The following is a 20,535-nucleotide window of genomic DNA, read 5'->3' on the forward strand; positions in this document are numbered from 1 at the left end:
CTTCTTAGGCGTTCAGCGTGTCGATGCAAAGCGAGAACGCCCGCCCCATTCTGAACCGTCCGTCAGCGTTCGCCACCCGAATTTGTCTGGGTTCGCGAGGGCAGCATTCTAGCTTCCACGACTCCCCCCTCCTCGATGCTTTGCGGCGGCTAGGCGCGAGAGAGGATTTCGCGAACGACGCGGGCCTCGCGGCGGTCGGCGATCTGCTGCTCCTGGCCGTTGTGGAGATAGCTGAGTCGCTGATGATCGAGCCCGAACTGATGCAGCAGCGTCGCCTGAAAGTCGTTGGGAGTGACGACGTCGGCGACCGCCTTATGGCCGAACTCGTCGGTCTCGCCCCAGGTCATGCCCCCCTTGATGCCGCCCCCGGCCAGCCAGATGCTGAAGCCCTGACCGTTGTGATCGCGTCCGACCGCGGCGCCGTCGCCGTGATCCTCGGTCACCGGCAGCCTCCCGATCTCACCGCCCCAGTGGACGATCGTGGAGTCGAGCATCCCTCGTTGCTTGAGATCCTTGACCAGCGCGGCGGCCGGCTGATCGGTGCGGCGGCAGACGGCCGGCAGCGCGTTCTGGATGTCGCTGTGGTTGTCCCAGGGCTGTCCGCCCAGAAACAACTGCACGAACCGCACGCCCCGCTCGACCAGCCGGCGGGCGATCAGGCAGCGCGTGCCGTACTCGCGAGTTTCTGGACGGTCGAGGCCGTACAGGGCATGCGTGGCGTCGGTTTCCTGCGAGACGTCGAGGGCTTCGCGGGCTGCAGTCTGCATCTGGGCCGCCAGTTCGTAGCTGGCGATGCGGGCCTCGAGATCCGCCTCGCCCGGGCGCTCTGCGAGATGCCGGCGGTTGAGCGTCTGCAGCAGGTCGAGGTTCTGCGACTGCAACGCTCCTTTCAGGTGCGGCGGCGGATCGAGGTCGAGAATGCGCGGCTCTTTCGGCCGCAGCACCGTCCCCTGGAACAGCGGCGGTAGAAACCCGTTGTTCCAATTGTTGACCCCATCGACCGGATGGCCGCCCGGGTCGGTGAGGACCATATAGGCCGGCAACTCCTGGCTCTTGGACCCCAGGCCGTAGACGAGCCACGACCCGAGCGTCGGCCGGCCCAGCACGCCGGGGACGCCCCCGTGGAAGTAGCGGATCGACACCTCGTGCCCGTTCGCGCCAGTGTGCATCGAACGGATCAGGCAAACGTCGTCGACGATCTCGGCGAGATGCGGCAGCAGCTCGGAGATTTCGGTTCCGCATTCGCCGCAGGGAGCGAACTTCCACGGGCTACCCAGCAGCTTCTTACTCGCGCGATTGACGAAACTGTAATTGACGTCTCCCTCGTAGTCGGAGCCGCTCCGACGCGTCAGCTCCGGCTTGGGGTCGGTCAGGTCCACATGGGATGGACCGCCATGCTGAAACAGCGAGATCATCGCCCGGGCCTGAGCCGGATAGTGCGGCTGCTTCGGCTTCAGATCGAAGGACCGCACGTCTTCGGACAGCCGCGAAGGGTTCGCGCGGACCGGCTGCTCCTGTTGCAGCAGCCACGCCAGGGCGACGCTGCCGATGCCCATGGCGTTCTCGGCCAAGAACGCTCGTCGGGAAGCGATGGGTTGCATGGCGTTCTTCAAAAAGCGTAGCCGTCGGCCGGAAGTCCGGGATCAGTCGACGTAGAGGAATTCGTTGGAAGTCAGCAGCGCCTGGCACAGGTCGGCCAAGACCTGCTCCGCGACGCTCACGCCGTCGGGAAGCGGACGGGGACGCAACTGCAACTCGGCGAACTGGCGATTGACGAACTGCACCGCCAGGGCCAATTCTTCGCGGGACGGCGGCCGGGCGTACGCCGCCTCCCACGCGTAGACCAGTCGCCCGACGCTCAATGGCGGCTCCGACGGAATCGGACCGTGAAACCCCGACTCGGAATTCGAGACGATCGCATAGCCCTCCGCCGGCTGTAGCGTGACGGTGACGCTCCAGTCGAAGGAGTCGGAGGTGACGGTCAGCACGCAGTCGGTGACGAAATCGATCGTGTCGCCCGACTCGACGGTTAGATCCTTGACCGCCGTTTCGACTTGACCATGCCGGGCGACCCATTCGCCTGCCAGTCCCGATCGTCCGGCGACGATGCGCCCGCGGACGCCGTCGCCGTTCTCGCTGGGGTGGCGCAACGCGCCTTCGATGCGGACCTGACCGCTGACGGGCGCGATCCAGCGGCGGATGACCGCGAAGTCGGGATTCTCGCCGGCGTGTCCCCCCTTCGCGTGCAGCCGCGCCCACCCCAGCTTCGGATCTGGCAGAGCCTGTCCGCCTTGCCAGACGCCTGCCTCCCAGTGCGGCAAGGGCGCAATTCGCACGATCTGCGCCGCCTCGTCATAGCCGCCGTACCCGAATTGCCACATCGACGACGGGGGCGGAGCGATCGCCGGGAGGCCGTGCAAGAATTCTTCGTTCGAATCGATGCCTTCGGCGCCGAGCGCGCGTCGCGCCAAAGCGAGCGAGCGATCGAGCGCGAACTGGCCGTTCATCAGCATCAGCGACTGCGTGGCGACCGTCGAAGCGGGGCGCCGTTCGCAGTTCACCGTCATCGCCGGCGCGTCGAACGCCTGCAGGATCGAGACCGGCTGACTGCGCCGCTGCTGAATGTAAAGGCTGCGACGGGCGGTCGGTCCTTCGACGACCGCCACGCCGCTTTCGTCGACGGCGACCGGCGCCGGCGGTCCGAAAGGCGCTAGGTCCAACTCGCCGGTGACGGCCAACGCACGGTCGCGGAGGACTTCGGCGTCCAGCCGTACGACGTCCTTTCGCCAGTAGAAGCGGTTGGTCTCGTCGATTGCGGACATCTCCGGATCGCGTCGCGACGATTGCCGGTAGGCCGTCGAAAGTACGATCGTTCGATGCAGCTGCTTGAGATCCCAGCCGCTCGCCCGGAACTCGTCCGCGAGCCAGTCGAGGAGCGCGGGATGCGAGGGGCTGGCGCCCAAGCGGCCGAAATCGCCGGGCGTCTCGACGAGACCGCGGCCGAAGTGGTGCAGCCAGACCCGGTTAACCAGCGTCCGAGCCGTGAGCGGATTATCCGAGCCGGTCAACCAGCGAGCGAACGCGAGCCGGCGACCGGTGGTCGGCAGCGAAGGATCGTCGGCGGCGAATCGTACGTAGCGGTCCTCGTGAGTCAGCACGGTCAGAGGGGCAGGCTCGACGACTTGCTTCGGCTGACGGAAGTCGCCGCGGTGAAACAGCCGTGTCTCCGAGGCATGCCCTGCCGGTTCGACGAGTGCCCGCAGAAATCGCTCGGCCGGCTTCTTCGCGCGGATCTCGGCGATTCTGGCGTCGTACGCTTTGAGGTCGTCCGCCGCCGTCTGGTCGTACTGATAGAGCACGCCCGGCGTGACGTGCACGCTGGGATGCTGCTTGAGCAGTGCCTGCTGCTCGGGGGTGCGGTCCTTCTCGGGGAGTTCGTAGGCAGATCGCAGCTGACTTCGCAGCGGCTGTTCGTACTTTTCCAGTTCCTTGTCGAGCGCCGCGGCCAGGTACTGCTTCAGCTTCTCGGCCTTCTCCCGGTCCGCCGCCTGCGCCTCCGCTTCGATCTGGGCCGACTGCTCGCGCTCGGCCTGCGTCGCGAGCGAAACGAGCCGCTGCGGCGGAGTCCGCCACGCCTTCCAGTCGAGAGCCGGCTCGAACACCGCTCGCATCGCGAAGTAGTCGGCGTGCGAGATCGGGTCGTAGCGGTGATCGTGGCACTGCGCGCAGGCGACGGTCAGCCCCAGCAGCGAGCCGCCGACGATCTGCAGCGTGTCGGCGACGACCTGATTGCGCGCCACCTCCGAATCGTCGCCGCTGCCGGTGCCGTCGGCGGCCATCCGCAGGAAGCCGGTCGCCGTCAGCAGTTCAATTTGCCGGGGCGTGAGGTCCCCCGCGATCGGTCCGGCGAGTTCGTCGCCGGCGAGCTGCTCGTGCAGGAAGCGGTCGAACGGCTTGTTCACGTTGAGCGAGCGGATGACGTAGTCGCGGTACTGCCACGCCCACGAGCGAATCGCATCGGCGTCGGCGCCCCCTTCGGAGTCGGCGTAGCCCGCCACGTCGAGCCAGTGTCGCCCCCATCGCTCGCCGTAGTGCGGCGAATCGAGCAGTTCGTCGACGAGCCGTTCGTAAGCGTCGGGAGATTCGTCGGCGAGAAACCTTCGCAGTCGCTCGGGGGTCGGCGGCAGGCCGATGAGGTCGAAGCTGACCCGCAGCATCTGCGTCCGCCGGTCGGCGTCGGGCGAAAACCGCAGGCCCTCCGGCATCGCCGACAGCAGCAGCGCGTCCACCGGCGTTCGCACGCGAGCTTCATCTGGAAACTCGGGGACGTCGGGACGTTCGATCGGCTGGAAGGCCCACCAGGCTCGCTCTTCGGGGAGGATCTGCAGTCCGGGTCCGATGCTCTCCGGTTCGGGGCGAGCGGTCGGCGCGCCGGCGGCGATCCACTTTTCGAGAAGGGTCGCCTCCGCCTCGGAGACTTTCGCTTCCCCAGGGGGCATCTCGCCGCTGCGGATCCGCTGCAGCAGCAGACTCTCGTCCGGTCGGCCCGGGACGATCGCCGCGCCCGAGTCTCCGCCCGTCTTCATCAGGCGCACCAACCGCAGGTCGAGCGATCCTTCGACTTCGTCGGTCGCGCCATGACAGTCGTAGCAGTGCGCCCGAAAGATCGGACGGATGTCCCGCTCGAACGTCAGCGCCTCGTCCGCCGCCGCCGAGGTCGCTGTGCAAGCAGCGAACGCCGCGACGAGGAGACGCAGCGATGGGTAGAAGGCATGCGCGCGAACGCCGGCACGAGCGCTGAGCATGGGATGCATCGATCGGCAGGGCAGGAAGGCGGGAGCCAGAGTCGGCGGGACTCCAGGGCGAAGTCCCTCTGGCATTCGCGAAGAGCCATTGTCGACTCTCGCGATCCGGCGGTCGAGTCGGAAACCGGCGCGAGCCGTCGCGCACGACGCGGAATTTCGGCGGTCCGACGAGGCGCGTTCTCGGAAACGCACAGGGCGTTCGGACGAAGCAGGGCGTCCGGCGCGCGTCCTTCGCGTCCGTTCGCCGCTCTGCTTCTACCGGGCGCCGCGTTCCCGCAAGCCGATCGATGCATGGCCTCGGACGCGATCACGTCGCTCTCGACGCTTCCGAACGCCGTCTCGGAGGTCGGCATGAAACGGAACGTCGCTCCGCTTTCGATCCCCGTCGCTCCGCTGACTCGCATCGCGTGACATCCCCCCGCCGAAGAACTAAAGTCAGCTTCGCGGCCCTCGACGCGAAGCTTCATGGAATGGACTGAACATGTTCCGTCGTCGAACCGACCTTTCCCGAATGCTGTTCCAAGGGAGCATCGTCTTAGGATTGCTGTGCGGCCGTCCGTCTCTGGCAGATGACTCGGGAGAGGAACTGTTCGAACGGGAGATACGGCCGTTATTGCTCGAGAAGTGCAGCGAATGTCATACCGGGTCGAAGAACTCCGGCGGACTGAATCTTGAATCGCGGCAGGGACTGCTGGAAGGGGGCGAATCGGGACCGGCGCTCGATCTGAAGGACCTGGAATCGAGCCTGCTTCTACGGGCGGTGCGTCGCACGGGCGACCTGGACATGCCGCCCGACGCGCCGCTCTCGCCGCGCGAGATCGCCGCAGTCGAGGCATGGATCGCGCGAGGCGCGCCTTGGCCGAAGACGAGCCGGATTCTTTCTCCCGAAGAGCAGCGGGCGAAGAATCACTGGGCCTTTCAACCGGTGACCAGGTCCGCTGTGCCGGCGGTGAAGGATCGGGCGTGGGCGGAGAACCCGATCGACGCATTCGTGCTGGCACGATTGGAGAAAGCGGAGCTGACTCCCTCCGCCCCGGCGGATCGACGGACGCTGGCGCGACGACTTTCTTACGCGCTGACGGGGTTGCCGCCCACGAGGGAGAGAACGGCCGAGTTCGTGGCCGACGCCGATCCCGTCAGCTACGAGCGGTTCGTCGACGAACTGCTCGCGACGCCGCAGTACGGCGAACGCTGGACCAGGCATTGGCTGGATGTCGCGCGCTACTCGGACACCAAAGGCTACGTTTACGCGAGGGAAGAACGGTTCTGGGTGCATGCCTGGAGCTACCGCGACTGGGTCGTCGACGCGCTGAATCGTGACCTGCCCTACGACAGGTTTCTGAAACTGCAGATCGCGGCGGACCAGATTCCAGCGCGAACCGACGAAGACCTGGCGGCGATGGGCTTCCTCACGCTGGGGCGACGCTTTCTGGGAGTGCCGTGGGACATCGTCGACGACCGGATCGACACGGTCTCGCGAGGAACCATGGGGCTGACGGTCGCATGTGCCCGATGTCACGACCACAAGTACGACCCGATTCCCGCCGCCGACTACTACTCGCTTTATGGCGTATTCGCCAGCAGCGAAGAGCAGCTGGTACGCGCGAGTTCGGCTGCCGCCTCCGCCGAGTACGAAGCGGAACTCGCGAAGCGGCAGCAGGCGCTTGCCGAGAAGCTGCGGACGAGCCGCAGCGAATCGTCCGATCGGGCGCGGAGTCGCGTGCGCGACTACCTGCAGGCCCAACTCGAACTCGACAAGTACCCTGCACAAGGCTTCGATCAGATCTTCGAGACGACCGATCTGCTCCCGTCGTACGTGCGACGCCTGCAGGCGTGGCTGCACCGGTCGCACCGCACGGGCGAGCCGGTGTTCGCGGCCTGGCATCGTTATCGGGAGCTTCCCGCCGAACGGTTCGCCGCAGATTCCGAGTCGGTTACTCGGCAGATCGGCGAACTCCCGGTAGCCGATCTGAACCCGCTGATTCGCGAGGCGTTCCAGACGCCGCCGGCATCGTTCAGCGACGTCATCGATCGCTATGCCGAGTCGTTCCAGCGGGTCGATGAGCAATGGCGCCTACAGCTTGCCGCAGCGGGGCAGGGCGGCGATGCAACGGCGCTGCCGGATCCGGCAGCGGAACAGGTACGGCAGGTCCTGTACGGTCCGACCGCGCCGTTCGAGGCGCCCGATCAACCGGTGGTGCAGAGCGAAGCGTACTTCGACTCGGCGACCCTCACGGAGCTGTGGCGGCTGCAATCCGAAATCGACCGGTGGATCATCACTTCCCCCGAACCGATCGCGCACGCCGTGATCCTGCGGGATTCGGAGGCGGCGTTCGAGCCGCGGATTCTGCGTCGGGGGAATCCCGTCGACTACGGCGACGACGTCCCGCGGCAGTTTCTGAAACTGCTGAGCGGTCCGGATCGGCGACCGTTCCAGCACGGGAGCGGTCGACTGGAACTCGCCGAGGCGATCGCGTCGCCGCACAATCCGCTGACGGCGCGCGTCATCGTGAACCGGGTCTGGATGCACCATTTCGGCGAAGGACTGGTGACGACGCCGAGCGACTTCGGACTGCGGGCCGATCCGCCGTCGCACCCGGAACTCCTGGACTGGCTCGCCGCCTGGTTCGTCGACGAAGGGTGGAGCCTGAAGAAACTCCATCGACTGATCCTGACGTCGAACGCCTGGCGGCAGTCCTCGCTGATCGATGCGGACTCCGCGACGCACCGACGTGCCCGGGAACTCGACCCCGAGAATCGTCTGCTCTGGCGAATGAACCGACACCGGTTGAGTTTCGAGGAGCTGCGGGACTCGCTGCTCGCGAGCGCCGGAGAACTTGACCTTGCCGTCGGCGGCAAGCCGACCGACCTGTTCGCGGCGCCGTTTCCCAGAAGGAGGTCCCTGTACGGACTGGTCGATCGACAGTTCCTTCCGAGCACGTTGCGGATGTTCGACTTCGCCAACCCGGACCTGCATATCCCGCAGCGCAGCGAAACGACGGCGCCGCAACAGGCCCTTTTCCTGCTGAACGATCCCTTGATGCTGGAACGGGCGAGGTCGCTCGCTCGCGTCAGCATGAACTCCGACGATGAAAAGCGAACGGTGACGCAACTGTTCGAGCGAACGCTGCAGCGCGAGCCGACGTCCGCCGAACTGGCGGACGCCTTGGCGTTCGTCGCCGGTTCGTCAGAACCGGAAGCGCCGGTCGCTCGGCCGACGAGCGCCGACTGGCAGTACGGATTCGGCCGGTTCGACGAAGAGCAGGGACGAACCGCAGGCTTCGAGCCGTTGCCCCACTTCACCGGGACGGCGTGGCAGGGAGGAGCCGTAGTTCCCGACGCGTCGCTCGGCTGGGCGTACTTGACGGCGACGGGAGGGCATCCGGGGAACGACCGCGCGCATGCGGCCGTCCGCCGCTGGACCGCTCCGCGTGCGATGACGATTCAAGTCAGCTCGAAGCTCGTCAACGAACCGGCGGCGGGGGACGGCGTGCGCGCGTTCGTCGTCAGTTCGCGATCAGGATTGTTGCAAGCGGCGAAGAGCCACCAGGAACTGGTGGACGTCAACGTCGCCGAACTTCGAGTCGAAGTCGGCGAGACGCTCGACTTCCTGGTGGACATCGACGAAGCGCTAAACTCCGACCAGTTCCTGTGGGAGATCGACGTCCAGGAATCCGCCGACGGGACGCGGTGGAATTCGAAGCTCGACTTCCCGCATCGGGAAACAAGTCAGCTGACCCCGTGGGAGCGCCTGGCTCAAGTGTTGCTGTGCGGCAACGAGTTTCTGTTCGTCGACTGACGCGTCGCTCGCGAGAGTCACATGGTTATGCACGATCTGATTTCGCGACGGCAGATGCTCGGCGCTTCGGCGCTCGGATTGGGCTCGCTCGGGCTCGAGGCTCTGCTGGGAGAGGATGGCCTGCGCGCTGCCGAGGGGTCCGGGAAGCAGATGCCGCACTTTCCCGGAACGGCGAAGCGGGTGATTCACTTCTTCCTCAACGGCGGGCCCTCGCACGTCGATACGTTCGACCACAAGCCGGCGCTGAAGAAGTACGACGGCCAGCCGCTCGCTAATACCTTGACCACCGAACGCAAAACCGGAGCGGCGTTCGCTTCGCCGTTCAAGTTCAAGAAGTACGGCGAATCGGGGATCGAGGTCAGCGAGCTGTTCGCTCGCACGGCGGAGCACATCGACGACATCGCCGTCGTGCGTTCGATGGTCGCGCAAGTCCCCAATCATGAGCCGTCGCTGATGCTCATGAACTGCGGCGACTCGATCCAGGCACGGCCCAGCGTCGGGGCGTGGGTCCTCTACGGACTGGGCAGCGAGAACCAGAACCTCCCCGGATTCGTCGCCATGTGCCCGGGCGGTATGCCGATCAAGGACAGCGAGAACTGGCAGGCGGGCTTTCTGCCTGGCGCCTACCAGGGGACGTACATCGACTCGCAGCATCGCGAACTCGGGAAGTTGATCGAAAACATCGAGCATCCGCAGATCTCGGCGGAGAGTCAGCGCAAGCAGCTCGAGCTCTTGCAGCGCTGGAACCGGAAGCATGCCGAACCGCGCAGCGACGATCGACTCGATGCGAAGATTCAGTCTTACGAACTCGCGTTTCGAATGCAGATGGGGGCGACCGACGCGTTCGATCTCCAGCAGGAACCGCGACATGTGCAGGAGGCGTACGGAACCGGCGTGCATGGACGACAGACGCTGATCGCGCGACGGTTGCTCGAACGAGGCGTCCGCTACGTGCAGTTGTGGCACGGCGCTGGTCAACCGTGGGACAACCATGAGAACATCGCCGACGGTCATCGCCGACTGGCGGGCGAAATCGACCAGCCGATCGCGGCGCTTCTAGGCGACCTGAAACAGCGCGGGATGCTCGACGAAACGCTCGTCATCTGGGGAGGCGAATTCGGACGGACTCCGACCGTGGAAGTGACCGGCGGCGGCGCTTCGAAACTGGGCCGCGATCACAATCACTACGGCTTCACCGTCTGGCTCGCCGGCGGCGGCATTAAGGGAGGCGTCGCCTACGGAGCGACGGACGAGTTCGGCTTCCAGGCCGTCGAGAATCCGACCAGCGTCCACGATCTCCACGCGACGATCCTGCACACGCTCGGCTTCGACCACGAACGACTCACCTACCGCTACGCCGGTCGCGACTTCCGCCTGACCGACGTCTCCGGAAAAGCGCTGCACGCCATCCTCGGCTAGTCAGCTGACGATGAGGTTCAGCTTCCCCCTGTCCGGCGACGCGGACCGCCGGCCTACCGCCGTCGGAATGCGGCATTCTACCGTTCGACGGCGGTCGCCCCCCGTTCCAACCGGATCGACTCGATTTCCAGCTTGAACGGCCCGGCCTTCTTGTCGCTCAACATGAAACCCAGGGCGTCGATCTCTTCTGCGTTCACGGCGCCTGCCTCTTCGACGACCCGACCGAACGACGTCGCCTCGAACTCTTCGAGCGGCGCTTTGACTTCGATCCACTCGTCCTTCTTCGTCTGCACCTTCGCCCGGTACGAGAAAGCGACCAGCGGTTTGTCGAGGTAGAGGTTCAGAGTGTATTCACGACCGTCGCCCCGGACCTTGGCGACGACGGTATCGCCTTTCTCCAAGCCGAGCTTCTTGGCCTTGGTCCGCACGGATGCAAAGCCGCCGTTATTCTCCAGCGACAACGTGCCGAAGAACTCCAGAGTCTTCTCGTCGGTGATCCTGAACTTGCCTTCGGAGACGCCGCCCATCACGCCGTCGTTGACGGCCTGCCACTCCTGCGCAGCTTCGGCCTTCGTGAACTCGAACAGGACTTTCGGTGCGTCGTCAGCCATGACGAAGGACCCGATCAGGGCTAGCAGGGGCAACGCAAGCATCTTGTGGATCATGACTTTCCCCAGTTCGTCGCCGTGATCGACAGTCGTAGCACGGTCGCCAGCGACGCCCGCGCGAAGTACGGCGCCTGAACGAGGGCGACCCAGCGGTAGCGCGGCCGCACGGCGATCGTTATCCAGAGGATCGTGGCCCCGACGATCAGAATAGCCGACGCCGCTAGCGGCAGGTTCCGCATCCCGAACTGGACCGGCGTGAAAAGCAGGTTCCCCGAGAGCGCCTCCGGTTCTGGTCGACGTCGTCGGCGAAAGGCCGGAGGAGCCGTCGCGATTCGGTCAATTTTCGGGCCGATCCGAATCGCTCCTATCCGCCTGCGTCCAGACTCCGAGATCGAAATCTTGAGAGATGATCCGCAGGGAGGTCGAGCTTCTCAGGGGGCGAATCGAGGCTTCCGGGCAGTCAGGCTGCGAACGCCGACGGACGAGAAGTCCGATCCTCGATGGGATCGGACTGAACGAAGATCGAAGATGCGTCGTATTCGCCGTCGCAATGGACGAGCGGCTGGAAACCGGTGGATAGCCCCGACGGACGCCGCCGGCTCCTCGCCGGCGCCGCACGCCGTCACCAGCCGGGACTACTCGAAGTTGACCCGGAGCCGAACGACTCGTGCGGGTTTCGATGGTCTGAGCGGCCGCTTCCGCTGTCGACCGTTCGACTTTGCGTCCGTCGGCCGAACGGGATCGCTTGCAGGGCTAAATCGAACCCATCGAACGAATCGTCGATTTGACCGCCTCGGCCGAACGTACGAACGCCGCCAGTTCATCCTCAGCAAGCATGGGCCGCAACACGCGCGTCACTCCCTGTCGGCCGATCACCGCCGGCAGCGACAGACAGACGTCGTCTACGCCCGCGAAGCCGTCGATCAGAACGCTGACGGGCATCGTGTGGCGAAGGTCGTACACGACGCTGTCGAGGATCATCGTCGTGGCCAGGGCGATGCCGTAGCAGGTATGGCCTTTCAGCCGCGAGACGTCGTAACCCATGGCGACGGTCTTGAGAAAGGCCTTCGCGGACATATCGCTGGGATAGAAGCGCTCGCCCCCGGTCGTCGCCAACGAATGGGCCGCGAACTGCGTATCGCCATGCTCGCCCAGAATGTAGGCACGGATATCGTCGGAGTGGATGCCGATCTCCGACGACAGCAGCGAACGGTATCGAACGCTGTCGAGCAGCGTCCCTGTTCCGATGACTCGTTGCGGCGGGAACCCGGACAGCTTGAGCGCGGCGTACGTCAAAGCGTCGACCGGGTTGCTGACCATGACGAGGATGGCGCTCGGGCTCGCCGTCGCCAAGGACGGAATCCACTCGCGAAGGATCGAAAGATTCTCCCCCGCGAGTTCCGTTCGCTTGCGGGTCGGGTCGCCGTAGGGTGCCGAGGCGGCGAATACGACGATGTCCGAGTCGGCCGAATCCGCGACGTCGCCGGCTCGGATGAGCATGTTGCTGTTCTGCATCGCGATCGCGTTCGACAGGTCGATCGCGTCGCCCTCCGCCCTTTCTCGGTTTCGATTCAGCAGCAGCAATTCGCTCGCGATCGGATTGATCGTCGCCGCGAAGGCGATCGCGGATCCCACGCGTCCCATTCCGACGATCGTGATCTTCAACTCTCGGCGCTCCTTGCTGATTGTCGTCTGATTTGCAGTCGATCCTTGGTTCGCCTCAGCGGCGAAGCTTCCCGAACGATCGCCTGCCGCTTTCCGTGCTCCTGCAACTTCTTCCCGAACGCGAGAGCGGCGCTGAAGCTTCGCTCGTCGAGCGAGCCGTGGTGGATGAACGGACGCGCCGCGATCTTCGGCGCTCGTGCAAGTTCAGGCTGCCGATCGATCGACGGAATTCCGGCGTCGATCGTTCGGAAGCCCGCATCGCCCGTTCGAAACTCATTCCGCCGCCGAAGCGAGGCCCCACGGAGCCCGGCTTGCCGGTCGATAGCTGGCGAGCGTGAAGCTCTTCGGCCGCTGGGACGAAGTTCTGCGTCATCTCCCCGTGGAAGCATTCGGCCTGCATCGTCCGGTCTACGTCGTCGTTCCTCGCTTACCTGCCGAGCGGCGCCGGAGCGTCGGGTGCGAACGCTGGAAACCGCTCGAACGCCAGACGTCGAACCGCGTCCTCGATGGACGGATCGAGGCCTCAATTCTCATGGATCGCGAGGACGGCCGGAAAGTTCTCTCCCTTCGCCGGCCAGGCGAGCGAGCCCTTCGTCGCTCGGGCGCCGTCCGGAGAGGCGTGGCGGATCATCTCCCTCATGATACGCTCGTCTTTCGGTTCGTATTACCATACGCGATCGGTGCGGAGAGGCCAGCGAAGCCGCCCGGCGTCGGGAAGGCGGCGACGCGCCACGGCATGCCAGCTGCGGCAGCAAGATTACCCGCCGGCGGTCGAGCGAGGTAGCCTCGGGGACGCCGGCGCCGGGAGGGTCGCGGCGGACTCACGAGCCGCTCGCTCGTAGGCGGCGGCGAAGATCCTTGGACTGCCGCGGAGTGAGCGCCCGCTTGCTCACCGCGACGAATCTGCCGCCGTACAGGGCGATGAGCTCTGCCTCATCGGCGAGCGAAACGTTCCGCTCCAGCCAGGCGTCCCAGGCGTTTCGGAAACCCGCTCGGCGGCCTCCGCTTACGTGCGGGAGCGATTCCTCCCTGGGATCGCGAAGCTCTCGCAGTCGCAACTCCCACCAGGCGCCGTCGCGCCAGCGGTATTGCGTCAGCTCGCCCATTCCCGCACGCGTCGTCGGCGAATTCGTGACCGATGCTCGCACTGTTCGGAGCAGCCCCGTGCGGGGGCAGACTCGACTTCGGCGGCAGTACAGAAGAGCGGAGAGGTAGCCTTACGACCTGTGGACGAAGCAGCAGCGGACGGATATCGACTCGCGTCCCGAATCGTTCTCCGGTTACACTGAGAGTCGCCCCGGTTCCCGACCGGAGCTCTCCTCCGATCACCCCCGCCTTCGCCCGCCTCCGACGACGTCGCCCGCAATCGGCTCCCGGCCGTTGCAGACGCCGAGTCGCGGGACCGCCGACGCGTCGTCCCACCTCGCGCCGCGCACGACTCTTCGAGGACGCATTCGTGCAGTTCGCCCTCCGCCACGCCGTTTTCGCGGCGATCCTCGCCGTCGGCAGCCCCGCCATCGCCGAAGAATCGGATTTCGATCGCGTCGGTGAGCCTTACCTGCGCAAGTATTGCGTCGGATGCCACTCGGGCGACGACCCGGAGGGCGGACTGACGCTGGAATCGTACCAGGACATTCCGTCGGTAATCCGAGGTCGCGACGAATGGGATGCGGTTCTGACACGAATCCAGAACGGAGAGATGCCGCCGAAAGGCGAGCCGCGGCCGAGCGTCGCCGAGAGCGATGCGCTCGTTCAGTTCGTCAAGCGAGCGTTCGACGAATACGACCGGACGGCTGAGCCCGATCCGGGTCGCGTCACGATGCGGCGCCTGAATCGCACCGAGTATCGCAACACGATCCGCGACCTCGTCGGCGTCGACTTCGATCCTGCAGCCGATTTTCCGTCCGACGACATCGGCCACGGGTTCGACAACGTCGGCGACGTGCTGACGATGTCGCCGGTTCTGATGGAGCGCTACCTCGACGCGGCGGAGCAGGTTATGGCCGCTGCGATCATGCCGGAGCCTCCGCCCGTCATCAAGCGGCACCTCGCCTCGACGTACACCGAGCCGGCTTCCTCCGAATCCGGCGGCCTGATCGTCGACGGCTTTCGGCCGATGCGAACCGACAGCACGCGCCCGATCGACCTGGGCCCGGTCAACACGCCGTACAATTGGGAAGCCGAGGGAGAGTACGTCTTTCGTACGAGGGTGTTCGGCGAGCGCTCGGATGGAAAGCCGGTCCGCGCGAGTATTCTTGTCGCCGTCGAGTCGTCCGACGGCGCGACGCCCGACGCGGAACTCGATAAGTTCGCCGGCAACCTTCCTCGCCCTGCGCGACTGCTGAAGTCGTTCGACGTCGTCGCTAAGAGTCGCGAGGAGGCGACGGTTCTGGAGGTCGTCGTCCCCCCGATGCCGGGACGCAAGCGCATGCTCGTCGCGATCGAGAAGCCGCGCGAGGGGGAACCGCCTAGCGTCCTGTGGATCGAGTACCTCGCTCTCGACGGACCGCTCGATCCGCGACCGGCCAGTCATCGCGCGCTGCTCCGTACAGAGGGAGAGACGGAAACGGAGCGTACGCGCGAGGCGCTCGAGCGCTTTCTGCGCCGCGCCTGGCGACGCCCGCCGACCGCCGAAGAACTGGAGCGGTCGGCCGAACTGGTCCGGCAGGTCGCGGCCGAGTCAGGCAACTGGGAGCGGGGCATGCAGTTCGCCATGCAGGCGGCGCTCTGTTCGCCGAAGTTCTTATTCCGCGCGGAACTGGACGAAGCGGCGGATGTCGCCGAGCCGCGCGATCTGGACGAGTTTCAACTCGCGTCGCGGCTCTCCTACTTCCTGTGGGCCTCGATGCCCGACGACGTCCTGCTCGATCTGGCGGAGCGGGGCGGGCTGCGCGCGAAACTGGACGAGCAGATCGCGAGGATGCTCGCCGATCCGCGTGCGGAATCGCTCACGCAGAACTTCGCCATGCAGTGGCTGCAATTGCAGCGAATCGAGTTCATCTCCCCGGACGGTACGCTCTTCCCCACGTTCGACGCCGACCTGAGACGAGCGATGGTGCAGGAGACGGAGCTTTTCTTCGACTCGGTCGTGCGGGAGGATCGCAGCCTGCTCGACCTGATCGACGCCGACTATACGTACCTCAACGAAGTCCTCGCCCGACACTACGGCATCGCCGACGCGAACGGCAACCTCGTCGGTCGACCGCCGCATGCGGAGCCCGGGGCGCCGATTCGCGGACAGGAGTTCGTCCGCGTACGTCTGTCGGATCGGAACCGCGGCGGCCTGCTGACCCAGGCGAGCGTCTTGACCGCGACGTCGAATCCGACGCGCACCTCGCCCGTGAAGCGGGGACGCTGGACCCTGGAGCAGATTCTCGGCGCTCCGCCTCCGCCGCCTCCGGCCGACGTTCCGGAACTGCCTGAGTCCGGCGAGGACGCGTCGGCCGCCTCCCTGCGGGAACGGCTGGAGATTCATCGACGGGATCCGGCCTGCGCGAACTGTCACGCCCGGATGGATCCGATCGGCTTCGCGCTGGAGAACTACGACGCCGTCGGCGCGTGGCGTACGCAGGACGGGCCGTTCGAGATCGACGCGGCGGGCGAATTTCCCGACGGAACACGGTTCGAGGGGCCCGCCGAACTCAAATCGATCATCCTCGAACGCAAGGAGGAATTCGTGCGCTGCATTGCGCAGAAGATGCTGATTTACTCCCTGGGGCGAGGACTCGAATACTACGACCGTCCGGCCCTGGAGCGGATCGTGCGACAGGTCGCAGAAGAAGATTTCCGCTTCTCGTCGCTGGTGCGCGCGATCGTCGCGTCGGAACCCTTTCTTCGCCGCCGCGGGCTGTGAAGCCGACCGGCGAGTCTCCCGTCGACCGATTACGAACTCGAGAGCTCGACATGAAAACGCATGCAGTACGTCTGTCGCGACGAACGGCGCTTCGCGGACTCGGCGCGACCCTCGCGCTTCCGTGGCTGGAAGCGATGGGTCCGATGACCGCCTGGGCGGAGCGCGGCGACGTGACGACGACCGCGCCGAACCGCATGGCCTTTCTGTACGTCCCCAACGGCAAGCACATGCCGGACTGGACGCCGCAGGGCGAGGGTCCGGACTTCGAGCTGTCCCCCACCTTGCAGCCCCTGGCGGGGGTGAAGGATCGCCTGCTGGTCCTTTCGGGACTCGCGGCGGACAAGGCGAAGCCCTACGGAGACGGCGGCGGGGATCATGCGCGGGCGCTCTCCGCCTACCTGACGGGCGTGCATCCCAACAAGACCGACGGCACGGATATCCGCAACGGCCCCTCTGTCGACCAAGTCGCCGCCGCGCGAATCGGCGACCGGACGCGATTGCCCTCGCTCGAGATCGGCGCCGAGCAGGGCGCGATGGCCGGCAACTGCGACTCGGGCTATAGCTGCGTCTATTCCTCGACCATGTCCTGGCGTTCGGCGACGCAGCCGCTTCCCAAGGAGACGAATCCGAAGATCGTCTTCGAGCGAATCTTCGGCGGGAACGACGAGGCCGCGGCCCGCAGAGCGGCGCGACGCCGCAGCGTGCTCGACTACGTGCGCGAGGACTCTCGCGGGCTGGAGCAGCGACTCTCCAAGGCGGACGTGCGCAAGCTGGACGAATACTTTCACTCCGTTCGCGACATCGAGCTTCGCATGCAGCGGGCGGAAAGCCTTCCGCCGCTCGAAACGCCGGACTATCCGACGCCCTCCGGCGTGCCGGCGGACTACGAAGAGCACGTTCGCCTGCTCTGCGATCTCGTCGTGCTCGCCTTTCAGGCCGACGCCACGCGAGTCGTGACGTTCGTGCTCGCCAACGAAGGGAGCAACAAGCCCTACCCGTTCGCCGACGCGCCGGAAGGGCATCACGATCTGTCGCACCATGGCGGCGACGCCGCGAAGCAGGAGAAGATTCGCCGAATCAACCTCTTCCACGTCCGGCAGTTCGCTCGACTGCTCGAACGTCTAAAAGAGGTTCCCGAGGGGGAGGGTACGCTCCTGGATCATGCGATGATCGCGTACGGCAGCGGGATCCGCGACGGCAACGCGCACGACCACGAGGATCTGCCGATCCTGCTCGCCGGCGGGGGCTGCGGGACGCTCAAGAGCGGACGCCACCTCCGCTACGACAGCGGCACGCCGGTGAGCAACCTCTGGCTATCCATGCTCGATCGCATGGACGTCGATTTCGAGAAACTCGGCGACAGCACGGGAAAGCTGCCGAATCTCTTGTGACGGAGGCCCGGACGGCGCCCGACCACAATCCCGTTCGGCCCGACGCGTGCGTGGGACCGGCGGTTCTCCGGCGGCGCGAGCGCCGGTCGCGACGGCTGCACGCCCCCCGACGCTCGTGGGCGTGCCGTCACCGGAGTTCGTGGATCGTGCCGTTCAGTTCGTCCATGCTAGGCGCTCGGTCCGCAGGCGCTCACGTCAAGTCTGGAAGGAAGGTCGCTATGAGTCATGCAACGCCTAGCCGAGCCCCGCGACCCCTGCGGGCGATCGAGATGATCGCTTCGAGCTGCGTCGTGCTGACGGCTTGGTGTTGCTCAGCGACGGCAGCCGATCGGCCAGTCGATTTCGGCGAGCACATCGCGCCGATTATTCAGGCCCATTGCATCGACTGTCATGGACCCGATGCACAGGAGAGTCAGTTTCGACTCGATCGATTGGCGACGATCCTTTCCGGCGGCAACTCGGGCGAGCCTGCGGTGACGCCAGGAAAACCGGACGAGAGTTTTCTGCTGAAGCTGATTCGGCACGAAGAGCCCGGCAAAGAAATGCCGCCGGATCAATCGTTATCAAAACGCGAGATCGAACTCTTCGAACGATGGATCGCCGACGGCGCGAAGACCCCGGAAAGCTACGGGCCAGCGAAGGCCGACGTCGATCTGTCGCACTGGGCGTTTCAACCGGTGAAGCGTTCGCGATCGACCGGTATCGACGAGTTCGTTCGCGACAAGCTGACGGACCATGGCTTGACGATGTCGCCCGAAGCCGAGCGACGCGTTTTAATTCGTCGGCTGTATCTCGTCATGCTCGGGCTTCCGCCGACGCCGCAGCAGGTCGAAGCGTTCGTGACGGATGAAAGCGACCAGGCCTGGCCGGCGCTCGTCGAACGCGTTCTCGCCAGTTCGCACTACGGCGAACGCTGGGCGACGTACTGGTTGGACCTGGTACGGTTCGGCGAGACGCATGGCTTCGAAATGAACCGCGAGCGCCCCACGGCGTGGCGGTACCGCGACTGGGTCATCCAGTCGCTCAACGAAGACAAGCCGTACGACGAATTCATTCGCCAGCAGATCGCGGGCGACGCGTTGGGGGCGGACGTCGCGACGGGGTTCCTCGTGGCCGGTCCGGTCGATCAAGTCAAAGGGTCGGACCCGAAGCTGCGACAGACTCAGCGAATGAACGAGCTGGACGACATGATCAACGCCACCGGAACCGCGTTCTTGGGGCTGACGACTGGTTGCGCTCGATGCCACAACCACAAGTTCGATCCGATCAGCCAGCGCGATTACTACTCGATGCAAGCCGTGTTCGCCGGCGTTCAGCACGGCGACCGCGCTTTGCCGCCTTCGCCGGAAACCAGACAGCGACTCGCGACGCTGGACGCCGAGATCGCCGACCTGACCGATCGGCTGAAGAAATTCCTCGTCGACGAGGAATCGAAACTGCGCCCGTCGGTCGACGCGAAGCGGAACGAAGAAGCGTTCGCGAAACGCGAGGCAAGGTTCGTTCGCTTCACGATCGAAAAAACTACCGGCGGCGAAGGTTGCATCGACGAGTTGGAGATTTACGCCGAAGGGCGAAACGTCGCTCTGGCCAGCGGCGGCGCCGAAGCGACCTCGTCGGGCGACTTCGTGCATCCGAAACATAAACTGACGCACGTCAACGACGGACGTCACGGCAACGATCGCAGCTGGATCGTCGACTCAGCCGAAGGGGGCTGGGTGCAGATCGAACTTGCCGAGCCGGCTGTCATCGACCGTATCGTTTGGGGCCGCGACCGCGACGGGCAGTATGCCGATCGTTTGCCGATCGCCTACCGCGTCGAATCGGCGCTCGAAGCCGACCGATGGGAGTTGCTGGCGTCGTCCGCCGATCGAAAACCTTACGCCGGCGGCGAATCGTCGGAACCGGAGTATCGGTTCGCGAAGTTTCCCGCTGCGGAAGCGGAGCGGGGCCAAGAGCGGCTCCGTCGACTGCAGGCAGCTCGCGACGAAAAAAAGAGACTCGAGGAGTCGACGCTCGCTTACGCCGGCACGTTTTCGATGCCCGGACCGACGCATCGTCTGTATCGCGGCGAACCGGACGCGAAGCGCGAAGAGGTCGCTCCGAACGCGATCGAAGTCTTCGCCTCGTTGAATCTCTCGTCCGACGCGCCCGAGCGCGATCGTCGACTGGCGTTCGCGAATTGGATCGCCGGCAAGGACAATCCGCTCACGGCTCGCGTCGTCGTCAACCGGCTGTGGCAGTTCCACTTCGGCGTCGGCATCGTTGACACGCCCAGCGATTTCGGACTCAATGGAACGCCGCCGAGTCACCCGCGATTGCTCGACTGGTTGGCCGCTGAGCTGATGGATCACGACTGGTCGCTGAAACACGTGCACCGGCTGATTTTGAACTCGGAGACGTGGCGGCAGAGCAGTCAACCGATCGCGAACGCCCTAAGAGTCGATGCGACGTCGCGTTTACTTTGGCGCTTCCCCCCGAGACGTTTGGAAGCGGAAGCCATTCGCGATTCCATCCTCGCCGTCGCCGGCTCGCTCGATCTGGAGAACGCCGGCGGTCCGGGGTTCAGCCCGTTCGAAGTGGAGATGGAAAACGTCCGCCACTATCACGCGAAGAAGTCGTACGGTCTCGAGGATTGGCGACGAATGATTTACATGACGAAGGTGCGACAGGAACGCGAGCCAGTGTTCGGCGCTTTCGATTGCCCGGACGCGAGCATGGCGGCGCCCCAGCGCAGTCGCTCGACCACGCCGCTCCAGGCGCTCAATCTGCTCAACAGCGAATTCGTCATGCAGCAGGCGGATTTGTTCGCGAAACGACTGGAACAGGATTCCGAAACGCGGCCGCGACAGATCGCGCAAGCCTGGCAGTTGTGTTTCCAGCGAACGCCGACGGATGAAGAACTGGCCGATAGCGTCGCGTTCGTCGAAGCGGAAGGCATCCGACAGTTCGCTCGCGCGATGCTCAACGCGAGCGAGTTCGTGTTCCTCCCCTAGCG

General features: G+C 65.4%; 11 protein-coding genes. 5 read left to right on the forward strand and 6 right to left on the reverse strand.

Annotated features, from left to right (window positions below; translation table 11 throughout):
• Positions 1 to 149: 149 nt before the first annotated feature.
• Both SH602x_RS16990 and SH602x_RS16995 read right to left on the reverse strand, forming a co-directional pair.
• Complete coding sequence (locus tag SH602x_RS16990) at positions 150 to 1,601, reverse strand: DUF1501 domain-containing protein (protein WP_479473447.1); 1,452 nt, start codon at positions 1,599 to 1,601, stop codon at positions 150 to 152.
• Between the two features lie 42 nt (positions 1,602 to 1,643).
• Positions 1,644 to 4,805, reverse strand: a complete 3,162-nt coding sequence (locus SH602x_RS16995; RefSeq protein ID WP_479473448.1) for a DUF1553 domain-containing protein — start codon at positions 4,803 to 4,805, stop codon at positions 1,644 to 1,646.
• Between the two features lie 481 nt (positions 4,806 to 5,286).
• Here SH602x_RS16995 and SH602x_RS17000 point away from each other — a divergent pair, with 481 nt between their 5' ends.
• Together SH602x_RS17000 and SH602x_RS17005 are read left to right on the forward strand one after the other, a co-directional pair.
• Positions 5,287 to 8,604 (forward strand): PSD1 and planctomycete cytochrome C domain-containing protein, encoded by a 3,318-nt coding sequence (locus SH602x_RS17000; RefSeq protein WP_479473449.1) that lies wholly within the window; start codon positions 5,287 to 5,289, stop codon positions 8,602 to 8,604.
• Positions 8,605 to 8,631: 27 nt separating this feature from the next.
• Positions 8,632 to 10,023 (forward strand): DUF1501 domain-containing protein, encoded by a 1,392-nt coding sequence (locus tag SH602x_RS17005; protein ID WP_479477111.1) that lies wholly within the window; start codon positions 8,632 to 8,634, stop codon positions 10,021 to 10,023.
• A 77-nt stretch (positions 10,024 to 10,100) separates the two neighbouring features.
• Here the strand turns inward: SH602x_RS17005 and SH602x_RS17010 are convergent, their stop codons facing one another.
• From SH602x_RS17010 to SH602x_RS17025, 4 genes are all read right to left on the reverse strand, one after another.
• Positions 10,101 to 10,688 carry a CIA30 family protein gene (locus tag SH602x_RS17010; RefSeq protein WP_479473450.1) on the reverse strand — a complete coding sequence of 196 codons (588 nt, stop codon included), beginning with the start codon at positions 10,686 to 10,688 and terminating at the stop codon, positions 10,101 to 10,103.
• Positions 10,685 to 11,029, reverse strand: coding sequence for a tryptophan-rich sensory protein (locus SH602x_RS17015; RefSeq protein ID WP_479477112.1), 345 nt, complete (start codon positions 11,027 to 11,029; stop codon positions 10,685 to 10,687). Before SH602x_RS17015 ends, SH602x_RS17010 begins: the two co-directional genes overlap by 4 nt.
• A 355-nt stretch (positions 11,030 to 11,384) precedes the next feature.
• Complete coding sequence (locus SH602x_RS17020; protein ID WP_479473451.1) at positions 11,385 to 12,296, reverse strand: lactate/malate dehydrogenase family protein; 912 nt, start codon at positions 12,294 to 12,296, stop codon at positions 11,385 to 11,387.
• An 821-nt stretch (positions 12,297 to 13,117) separates the two neighbouring features.
• Entirely contained in the window at positions 13,118 to 13,402 is a 285-nt protein-coding gene (locus SH602x_RS17025) for a hypothetical protein (RefSeq protein ID WP_479473452.1), read from the reverse strand.
• A gap of 350 nt (positions 13,403 to 13,752) precedes the next feature.
• Between SH602x_RS17025 and SH602x_RS17030 the strand changes: the two genes are divergently transcribed.
• The 3 genes from SH602x_RS17030 to SH602x_RS17040 all read left to right on the forward strand — a co-directional run bounded on the left by SH602x_RS17030 (position 13,753) and on the right by SH602x_RS17040 (position 20,533).
• Positions 13,753 to 16,149 (forward strand): DUF1592 domain-containing protein, encoded by a 2,397-nt coding sequence (locus SH602x_RS17030; protein WP_479473453.1) that lies wholly within the window; start codon positions 13,753 to 13,755, stop codon positions 16,147 to 16,149.
• Between the two features lie 50 nt (positions 16,150 to 16,199).
• Positions 16,200 to 17,540 (forward strand): DUF1552 domain-containing protein, encoded by a 1,341-nt coding sequence (locus SH602x_RS17035; protein WP_479473454.1) that lies wholly within the window; start codon positions 16,200 to 16,202, stop codon positions 17,538 to 17,540.
• Positions 17,541 to 17,809: 269 nt separating this feature from the next.
• Positions 17,810 to 20,533 (forward strand): PSD1 and planctomycete cytochrome C domain-containing protein, encoded by a 2,724-nt coding sequence (locus SH602x_RS17040; protein ID WP_479473455.1) that lies wholly within the window; start codon positions 17,810 to 17,812, stop codon positions 20,531 to 20,533.
• The last annotated feature ends 2 nt before the right edge of the window (positions 20,534 to 20,535 follow it).

The organism is Lignipirellula cremea (assembly GCF_056501455.1).